Origin of the sequence: Streptomyces roseicoloratus, from assembly GCF_004117935.1 — a bacterium.
GTDB classification, from domain to species: Bacteria; Actinomycetota; Actinomycetes; order Streptomycetales; family Streptomycetaceae; genus Streptomyces; species Streptomyces roseicoloratus.
Genome location: NZ_SDOY01000168.1, coordinates 20,972 through 30,355 on the forward strand (window position 1 = coordinate 20,972; position 9,384 = coordinate 30,355).

Sequence of the window (9,384 nt, forward strand, 5' to 3'; positions counted from 1 at the left end):
GGCAGCAGCGCAACGGCGGCCGTGGCCCGGGCGAAGGCCTACAGCGCAACGGCGGCGCGGCCCGGGCGAAGGCCCGCAGCGCAACGGCGGCGGGGCCGCCCACAGCGCACCGGCGGCGGGACCGCCCGCAGCGGAGGGGCGTCGAGCGGGCACGGCGGGACGGCGGCGGCCTTCCTGCCCGCCGCACGGCTAGGCTCATGGCATGGCCGGCCGCTTCGCCCCCCGCACCCCCACCACGCGCACCACGTACCGCGGCGGCCACGTACCCGTACCCGCGCCCAGCCCCCAGCCCCGCCCAGAGCCGCAGGCGGAGGCGGAGGCGCGGGTGCTGGAGCTGGGGCACGACCTCGATCTGGGCCTCACCCTCGGGCCCCTGCGCCGCGGCCCCGCCGACCCCACCTTCCGTACGACCTCCGACGGCTCCGTCTGGCGGGCCAGCCGGACGCCCGACGGACCCGGGACGCTCCGCGTCCGCGTCCACGTGGGGGCCGTCGCCGCCGAGGCGTGGGGGCCCGGCGCGACCTGGCTGCTCGACGGACTGCCCGCGCTGCTCGGCGCGGACGACGAGCCCGACGCCTTCGTCCCCCGCCACAAGCTCCTCGCGCTCACCCACCGCGCCCGCCGCGGCCTGCGGCTCACCCGCACCGGGCTCGTGATGGAGTCGCTGATCCCCTCCGTCCTGGAACAGAAGGTCACCACCGACGAGGCCTACGGCTCCTGGCGGCACCTCGTCCGCACGCACGGCGAGCCCGCCCCCGGCCCGGCCCCGGACGGCATGTACGTGATGCCCGACGCCCGTACGTGGGCGATGATCCCGTCCTGGGAGTGGCACCGCGCGAACGTCGACGGCAAACGCGCCGCCACCGTCGTCCGCGCCGCCCGCGTCGCCCGTCGCATGGAGGAGGCCGCGCACATGGCCCCGGCGGACGCCCGCAAGCGCCTCGAACTCATCCCCGGCATCGGCCCCTGGACCTCCGCCGAGACCGTCCAGCGCAGCAACGGCGCCCCGGACGAGGTCACCACCGGCGACCTCCACCTCCCGGGCATCGTCGGCTGGGCGCTCGCAGGGGACCGCGCGGCCGACGACGCGGCCATGCTGGAACTGCTCGCCCCCTACGAGGGCCAGCGCCACCGCGCCGCCCGCCTGATCCTTCTCAGCGGCCGCGTCCCGCCCCGCCGGGCACCGCGCCTGGCACCCAACAACATCACCAGGCTGTAGCGATCACCAGGCTGTAGCGGCCGCCCTCGGCAGAGGCCTTGGGCCCGCCGGCCGCTTGAGTCGGCGAGCAGCACCGCTCGCCGACCGGCCCGCTCGCCGACCGGCCCGCTCGCCGACCGGCCCGCCGTCGGCCGAGCCCGGCCGCACCGCCAAGCCGCTCCGCCGAGCCGCACCGCCGAGCCGCACCGCCCCACCACTCACCGCACCTCGATGAACGCCCCCGCCTGCCGTGCCGCCCGTTCCTTCGGCGGGGCCGCCGGGCGGCCCACCGCCACGGCGCCCATCGGGTCCCAGCCGGCCGGGAGGCCGAGGACGTCACGGACGACGTCGCGGCAGAACATCGTCGACGACACCCACGCCGAGCCCAGCCGCTCACCGGCCAGCGCGACCAGCAGGTTCTGCACGCCCGCGCCCGCCGCGACCACGAACATCTCGCGCTCGGCGGCGTCCCGGCGCGGGTCGCCGTAGTGGTGGGCGCCGTCCATGACGAGGCACGGCACGATCAGGTACGGCGCCTTGCGCAGGACGTCGCCGCGGCGGACGCGCCGCGCGATCGACTCCTCCGACTTCCCGTCCGCCCGCAGGTCCGCGATCCACGCGTCCCGCATCGCGTCGAGCAGCCGTACCCGCGAGGCCTCCGACTCCAGCAGCACGAAGCGCCACGGGGTGGTGTGGTGCGGCGCGGGCGCCGTGACGGCGGCCGCGACCGCGCGCCGTACCGCGCCCGGGTCGACCGGGTCGTCGGTGAACTCCCGTACGGTGCGCCGCAGCGTCACCGCCTCCCGGATCGCCTCCGACGTGCCGAGCCGGAACATGTCGTCGGCGGCGTTCCGTACCAGCGCCCGCGCACCCGGCTCCTCGTCGCCGCCCACGACATGGCCGAGTCCGCGGACGACGGCCACGGGCCGGCCCGTGGCCTTGCCCTTCACCAGGTCGCCGGCGGCGGCGAGTTCGTCGGCGGTGGCGACCACCGTCACGTTCAGCTCGTTGCCGTGGGAGTCCGTCACGCCCCGCAGGTCGTCCAGGACCCGTACCCCGGCCGCGCCGATGGCGACGTCCGTGAGCCCGCCGCGCCAGGGCCGCCCGAAGGTGTCGGTGACGATCACCCCGACCTCGACGCCCAGCGCCTCGCGCAGCCCCGCGCGGATCCGGCGCGCCGAGGCGTCCGGGTCCTCGGGCAGCAACAGCACCGTCCCGGCGGGGGTGTTGGAGGCGTCGACACCGGCGGCGGCCATCACGAGGCCCTGCCGGTTCTCGACGATGCGGAGGGCACCGCGCCGCGCCACCACCCGTACCGCCTCGGCGTCGATCGCCTCCTCGCGGTCGTCGGCGGCGATCACCCGCCCCTCCGCCTTGCTCACGATCTTCGAGGTGACGAGGAGGACGTCGCCGTCGGCGAGACCCGGGAGGACGGAGGCGATCAGCTTGGCGACGTCGTCCCCGGCCGTGACCTCGGGAAACCCGGCCGGCGCCCACACCTCGTAACGCGCGTCCCCGTCGTCACCGACACGGCCGCCGCCCCCGGACGAGGGCCCGTCGCCCGTCTCGTCGTCGGTCGGGCTCCCGGCCACGCCGCCCGTCACGCGTCGGCTCCGTCGGCGGCACCCGCACCACCCGATGCACTCGACGCAGCCCCGTCGCCCGACTCGCCCACCCCGCCCGTCGCGGCCGCGTCACCGGCGCCGCCCGCCTCGCGGACCTCCGCCGCCAGCGCCAGCGCCTCGCGCGCCATCTGCGCCGTCGCGTCCATGTCCGTCATCATCAGCGGCACCGCGCGGCAGCGGATGCCCGCCGTCTCGACATCCGCGACCGTGCCCGCGTCGACGGTGTCGACGAGCCAGCCGTCGACGAGCCCGGCGCCGTAGTGCAGGGCCACGGCCGCCGCCGTGGACTCCACGCCGACCGCCGCGAGCACCTTGTCGGCCATGCCGCGCACCGGTGCGTCGCCGACGATGGGGGAGAGGCCGACCACGGGCGCGCCCGCGGAGGCGACCGCCTCGCGGATGCCGGGCACGGCCAGGATCGTGCCGACGGACACGACGGGGTTGGACGGCGGGAAGAGGATGACGTCGGCCTCGGCGATCGCCTCCAGGACGCCCGGCGCGGGCTTCGCCTGCTCCGCGCCGACCGGCACGACGGCCTTCGCGTCCACGGAGGCGCGCAGCTTCACCCAGTACTCCTGGAAGTGCACGGCCCGCTGCTCGCCGTCCTCCTCGATCGCGACGTGCGTCTCGATCCGGTCGTCGGACATCGGGATCAGCCGGACGCCGGGCTGCCAGCGGGCGCAGAGCGCCTCGGTGACGGCGCTGAGCGGGTAGCCGGCGGCGAGCATCTGGGTACGGACGATATGGGTGGCGAAGTCGCGGTCGCCGAGGCCGAACCACTCGGGTCCGACCCCGTACGCGGCGAGTTCCTCCTTGACGGTGAAGGACTCGTCCTCACGGCCCCAGCCCTGTTCCTCGTTGATGCCACCGCCGAGGGTGTACATCACGGTGTCGAGGTCGGGGCAGACCTTGAGGCCGAAGAGATGGATGTCGTCACCGGTGTTGCCGACGACCGTGATCTCCGCTTCCTTCGCGGCCTGCTTGAGGCCGCGAAGGAAGCGGGCACCACCGATGCCACCGGCCAGAACCACAATGCGCATGCAGAGCAGTCTGTCAGGCGGGTACGACTCCGTGGGGCGCCGGGGCGGAAGCCGCAGCAGCCGCCCCGGCGGGCATCCCTGGCAGCGCCGCCGCAGGCCACGCAGTTCCAGGCCGCGCTACCACCGGCTGTGCGATCCCGGCAGCGCCGCCCCGCCTACGCCACCACCGGCTGCGCCGCGCACTGCTCGCGCGCCGACGCGTGCATCGGCATCTCCGTCAGGCCCGGGTAGTAGACGTGCAGGCTCACGGCGGGTTCCAGGGAGTCGTTGACGACCTCGTGGACGTAGCCCGGCGCGAAGACGCGCTGCGCGCCCGCGTCGAGGGTCCGCACGCCGCGCTCCGTGCGCTCCGTCAGCTCGCCCTCCAGGACGGTGAGCACGCCGGACGACGGGCCGTGGTCGTGGCTGCCGCTGCCCTGTCCGGGCAGCCAGGAGAGCAGCCAGACCTCGTAACCGGGGCCGGTGCGGAGCCGGTGGTACCAGCGGGTGGTGGCGTCGTAGGCGACGTACGGGGCCCACAGGGCGCGGTCGGCGGCGAGTTCGCGGGCGAGGCCGACGAACTCGGCGACGGTGACGGGGTGCTCGCGGGCCGGCTGGAGGAGGTGCGGGACCTCAAGGATGTCGCCGGCGATCTGAAGGTCGCTGTCCATGTTCATGGGTGCGGTGGTTCCTCGGCAGAAGTGCGGGGTGTCGCGGTGGGGGTGCTGCGGTGGGGGTCTCGCCTGCGCCCTCGCACGTCGCGGAACGGATGGAGCGGATGCGGATGCGGAGGCGAAGCGGTGCGGATGCGCGGGGTGCGCGGTCACGCGGGGTGCGGCGGCGGGACGGCGGCCGCTCGGGAAGCCGGAGCGCTACGGGAGATCGCGCGCGTCAACAGCTGGGACAGCAACAACAACAGCGGGCCTGGACAGCGCGGCGGAACCCACGGGCGTGGGTCGCGGAGGGCGCTGAGGTCGCTGGCATGCCACCAAAGTGGCGGGCGGGACACCCGACTGTCAACTCAATGCCCGAAATGGCGGTAATGATTCACCTCATCCGGTTACCGCGTGTGCAGAAAGGTTTGCGCAGCGCCGGACCCGGAGACATGGCGCAGCAGCCGTCGCCGTAAACGCGGACGGGATTCCGTGATCGGACTGTGATCCGGATCGCTTCCGTGGCTGGATCGCAACAAGATCGAAGTCTCGGTCGTCCTCTCTGGTGAGGCGTGACGGTGTGGCCGGGTCGGTGGCATATGTCAGGTTTTTGGTGATTTGAACACTTTCCGCATAGGCTTGGTTCCGCAGAGTGAATACGGGGCCCAATAGCAGATCTCGGCTTGACTCGCACAGAGCACGAACTTGTAATTTCACTCGTGTCGTTCGGCCGGATCGATCGGGATCGATTTCGGCGACATCACGGGGACGCACAGACGGACGAGGGGCGCACATGACCGAGTTGTTCGAGGAACTGCTGGTCGAGGACGCGGGCGAGGAACTCGGCTGGCAGGAGCGCGCATTGTGCGCCCAGACCGACCCCGAGTCCTTTTTCCCCGAGAAGGGCGGCTCGACGCGCGAGGCGAAAAAGGTCTGCCTCGCCTGCGAGGTCCGCTCCGAATGCCTCGAATACGCGCTGCAGAACGACGAGCGGTTCGGCATCTGGGGCGGTCTGTCCGAGCGGGAACGCCGCCGTCTCAAGAAGGCCGCCGTCTGAATCCGGCCACGCCCCTCGGAGGGCGGACACCGGACGCCGGACGGACGCAGAGGCAGAGGCAGAGGCAGAGGCAGACGCACATGCAGACGCCGACACCCATGCAGACGCGGACACGTGCAGGTACACGGACACGGACACGGACACCACAACGCAGACCAGGACACATAGCGAACGGTCCGCCGCCCGCGGGTTCTCCCCCGGGCGGCGGACCTTTCTCTTTCCCGCCCGCGCCCCCCCTCGCACCCCCACCCCTCATCCGGGCACCGCGCACCGCCCCCCCGCCGTCTGCCGTTAGTGTGGGCCTCCGTCCGAGACGCACCCACGCCCCCCCGCGGGCGACCCCCGGCCGGAGGGCCCGTAGCTCGATGTCCTCAACTCCTGAGTTTCCGCGACACGTCGTCACCGCCGTGCTCGTCGCCCACGACGGCGCCCGCTGGCTGCCGGACGCCCTCGCCGGGCTCCTCGCCCAGGAGCGCCCCGTACAGAACGCCGTCGCCGCCGACACCGGCAGCGCCGACGACTCCGCGCGACTGCTCGCCGAGTCCCTCGGCGACGACCGCGTCCTCCACCTCGCACGCCGCACCGGATTCGGCGCCGCCGTCGAGGAGGCCGCCCGTACGGCACCCGTCCTCGGACCCGAGGAACTCCCGTACCTGAAGCGCCCCAGCGGCTGGGACCCGGTCACCCGCACCTGGCGCGACGACGCCTACGACCTCCCCGAACTCCCCTACGGCGAGCCCGTGCAGTGGCTCTGGCTGCTCCACGACGACTGCGCGCCCGAGCCCGGCGCGCTCACCGAACTCCTGCGCGTCGCCGACTCCGACGAGTACGCCGCCGTCATCGGCCCCAAGCTGCGCGGCTGGTACGACAAGAAGCAGCTCCTCGAAGCCGGCGTCTCCATCGCCCGCAGCGGCCGCCGCTGGACCGGCCTCGACCGCCGCGAACAGGACCAGGGCCAGCACGACCAGATCCGCTCCGTCCTGTCCGTCTCCAGCGCCGGCATGCTCGTCCGCCGCGACGTGTTCGAGGAGCTCGGCGGCTTCGACCGCCGACTGCCCCTCATGCGCGACGACGTCGACCTGTGCTGGCGCGCCCACGCCGCCGGCCACCGCGTCCTCGTCGCCCCCGACGCCGTCCTGCGGCACGCCGAGGCCTCCGCCCGCGAACGCCGCACCGTCGACTGCGCGGGCCGCACCGCCGCCAACCCGCACCGCGTCGACAAGGCCGGCGCCGTCTACACGCTGCTCGCCAACACCCGCGGCGCCGCGCTGCCGTACGTGTTCCTCCGGCTCGTCCTCGGCACCCTGCTCCGCACCCTCGCCTACCTCGTCGGCAAGGCGCCGGGCCAGGCCGTCGACGAGATCATGGGACTGCTCGCGACCCTGCTGCGCCCCGAGAAGATCCTCGCCGCCCGCAAGCGCCGCAAGAACCCGGCCGTCCCCGCCGGCGAACTCCGCTCCCTCTTCCCCGCGCCCGGCGCCACCGTCCGCGCCACCGTCGAACAGCTCGCCTCCCACTTCGGCGGCTCCGACGCCGACTCCGGCGGCTCGCGGCACGGCGCCGTCGAGTCGGGACCCGGCGGCGACGACGCGGACTACCTGGAGGTCGAGCAGTTCGCCCGGCTGAAGAAGATCGCCCGCCGGCCCGGCCCCATCCTCTTCGCCCTGCTCCTCGTCGTCTCCCTGGTCGCCTGCCGCAACCTCCTCGGCGGCGGCTCGCTGGCCGGCGGCGCCCTGCTGCCAGCCCCCGACACCGTCTCCGGACTCTGGTCGCGCTACGCCGACAGCTGGCACGACATCGGCACCGGCGGCACCCAGACCGCCCCGCCCTACCTCGCCGTCCTGGCCGCGCTCTCCGCGCTCTTCCTCGGCTCGACCTCCTTCGCGCTGACCCTGCTGCTCGTCTGCTCGGTCCCGCTGGCCGGCGTCACCGCCTACTTCGCCTCCCGCGGCATCGTCGAGTCCCGGCTGCTGCGCGCCTGGGCCGCCGTCGCCTACGCGTTCCTGCCCGCCGCCACCGGCGCGCTCGCCACCGGCCGGCTCGGCACCGCGGTCCTCGCGATCCTGCTGCCGCTGATCGCCCGCGCCGCCGTCGCCGCCCACGGCCTGAACCGGCCGGGCACCTCCTCGGGCGCCGGCTCCGATCCCGCCGGCGACCCCGTCGCCGGATTCGAAGGCAGCCCCGCGGCCGGCTCCGGCTCCCGGTCGGACTCCCGCCCCGGCTCCGGCTCCCGGTCGGACTCCCGCCCCGGCTCCGGTCCCGGTGAGCGGGGCAGCTGGCGTGCCACCTGGGCGTACGCCTTCCTCCTCACCTTCGTGACGGCCTTCACCCCGGTCGTCTGGCCGATCGCCGTCCTCCTCGGCATCGGCGTCCTCGTCCTGCGCCGCGACGACATCACCGCCTACGGACTGCGCTTCCTCGCCGCCGTCGGCACCCCGATCCTCGTCCTGGCGCCCTGGTCACTGTCCCTCCTGACCAGCCCCACCGCCTTCCTCCGCGAGGCCGGCCTCGACATCCGTACGGGCACGGCCTCCGCGCTCGACCTGCTCGGCACCAGCCCCGGCGGCCCCGGCACCACCGGCGGGCTCGTCCTCATCGGCATCGTGCTCGCCGCCCTCGCCGCCCTGCTGCGCGAGGAGCGCGCCTTCGCCGTCCGCGCCGCCTGGGCCGCCGGCCTCGCCGGACTCCTCTTCGCCGTCCTCACCAACGGCGCCGGTGACGCCGGGGCCGGCTGGGCCGGACCCGCCACCCTCGTCTACGGCGCCGCCCTGCTCGCCGCCGGAACGATCGGCGCCGAGGGCGGCCGCACCCGCGTCGCCGCCCACGGCTTCGGCTGGCGCCAGCCCGTCGCCGCGCTCGTCGCGCTCGCCTGCGCCGCCGGCCCGGTCGTCGCCGCGGCCGGCTGGATGATCGGCGGCGCCGACGGCCCGCTGACCCGCCGCGACCCGGTCCAGGTCCCCGCCTTCGTCGCGTACGAGAGCGGCCAGGGCGGCCAGCCCCGCACCCTCGTCCTCGGCGGCGACGCGGCCGGCGAGGTCTCGTACACCCTGGTCCGCGGCTCCGGCGCGCACCTCGGCGACGCCGAGCTGACCCTGGCCGGCGAGAGCGAACCGCTCCTCGACAAGACCGTCGCCCACCTGGTCGCGGGCTCCGGCGCCGACCAGACCGAGGCCCTGAACGGCTTCGCGATCCGCTTCGTCCTCGTCAGGGACGGGGCACCGCGCCACATGATCCGCGTCCTCGACGCCACCCCCGGCCTGAACCGCCAGAGCGAGCAGGACGGCGGCGCCCTGTGGGCCGTCGGCGCCCGCACGGCCACCCGCGCGACGATCGTCACCCCCGCCGGCGCCCCGAACGCCGACGGCGGAACGGCGAGCGGCACCGGCGCGGCGAGCGCCGACGGCGCCGCGCAGGCCGACGGCGGCAAGAAGAGCATCCCGCTGGACGCCGTGTCCGGCGGCTCCGTGGACGCGCGGTACACGATCCCGGCGGGCGGCGCGGGCCGCGTCCTGCGCCTCGCCGACCGCGCCGACGAGGGCTGGACCGCCACCCTCGACGGCCAGGAGCTGAAGCCGGTCACCGTCGACGGCTGGGCCCAGGGCTTCGAACTGCCCGCAGGCGGCGGTCGCCTCGACCTCACCCACGAGCAGCCGCTCACCCACACCCTGTGGATCTGGGCCCAGGCCTTCCTCGCCCTCGTGCTGCTCGTCCTCGCCCTGCCCGGCCGCCGCCGCGACATCGACGACGACCTGCCCGACGAGGAGCTCGCCATCCCCGCCCAGGCCACCGCCGCCGACGGAGACGGCCGCCGCGCCCGCCGCCTGCGCGCCGC

The 9,384-nt window shown here is 74.9% G+C and carries 6 protein-coding genes; 3 read left to right on the top strand and 3 right to left on the bottom strand.

Annotated features, from left to right (window positions below; genetic code table 11):
- The first annotated feature begins 202 nt into the window (after nt 1-202).
- A complete protein-coding gene (locus tag ESG85_RS29610) occupies nt 203-1,219 on the top strand; it encodes a DNA-3-methyladenine glycosylase family protein (RefSeq protein ID WP_128984257.1) in 1,017 nt (338 codons plus the stop codon).
- Between the two features lie 197 nt (nt 1,220-1,416).
- Here ESG85_RS29610 and ESG85_RS29615 read toward each other — a convergent pair whose 3' ends face one another.
- The 3 genes from ESG85_RS29615 to ESG85_RS29625 all read right to left on the bottom strand — a co-directional run bounded on the left by ESG85_RS29615 (nt 1,417) and on the right by ESG85_RS29625 (nt 4,519).
- Nucleotides 1,417-2,790, bottom strand: coding sequence for a coenzyme F420-0:L-glutamate ligase (locus ESG85_RS29615; protein WP_128984264.1), 1,374 nt, complete (start codon nt 2,788-2,790; stop codon nt 1,417-1,419).
- Nucleotides 2,791-2,798: 8 nt separating this feature from the next.
- Nucleotides 2,799-3,863 carry a 2-phospho-L-lactate transferase gene (gene cofD, locus ESG85_RS29620; RefSeq protein WP_128984258.1) on the bottom strand — a complete coding sequence of 355 codons (1,065 nt, stop codon included), beginning with the start codon at nt 3,861-3,863 and terminating at the stop codon, nt 2,799-2,801.
- 155 nt (nt 3,864-4,018) lie between these two features.
- Complete coding sequence (locus ESG85_RS29625) at nt 4,019-4,519, bottom strand: cysteine dioxygenase (protein WP_128984259.1); 501 nt, start codon at nt 4,517-4,519, stop codon at nt 4,019-4,021.
- A gap of 769 nt (nt 4,520-5,288) precedes the next feature.
- Between ESG85_RS29625 and ESG85_RS29635 the strand changes: the two genes are divergently transcribed.
- Both ESG85_RS29635 and ESG85_RS36350 read left to right on the top strand, forming a co-directional pair.
- On the top strand, nt 5,289-5,552 hold the full coding sequence (locus tag ESG85_RS29635; protein WP_128984260.1) for a WhiB family transcriptional regulator: 264 nt from the start codon (nt 5,289-5,291) through the stop codon (nt 5,550-5,552).
- Between the two features lie 365 nt (nt 5,553-5,917).
- Nucleotides 5,918-9,384: glycosyltransferase (locus ESG85_RS36350; protein WP_246095385.1), on the top strand; the 3,467-nt coding region annotated here is incomplete at its 3' end.

Coding starts and splice junctions, on each gene's coding strand:
- ESG85_RS29610 (WP_128984257.1), top strand. CDS start 203: ATGGCCGGCCGCTTCGCCCCCCGCACCCCCACCACGCGCACCACGTAC.
- cofD (WP_128984258.1), bottom strand. CDS start 3,863: ATGCGCATTGTGGTTCTGGCCGGTGGCATCGGTGGTGCCCGCTTCCTT.
- ESG85_RS29625 (WP_128984259.1), bottom strand. CDS start 4,519: ATGAACATGGACAGCGACCTTCAGATCGCCGGCGACATCCTTGAGGTC.
- ESG85_RS29635 (WP_128984260.1), top strand. CDS start 5,289: ATGACCGAGTTGTTCGAGGAACTGCTGGTCGAGGACGCGGGCGAGGAA.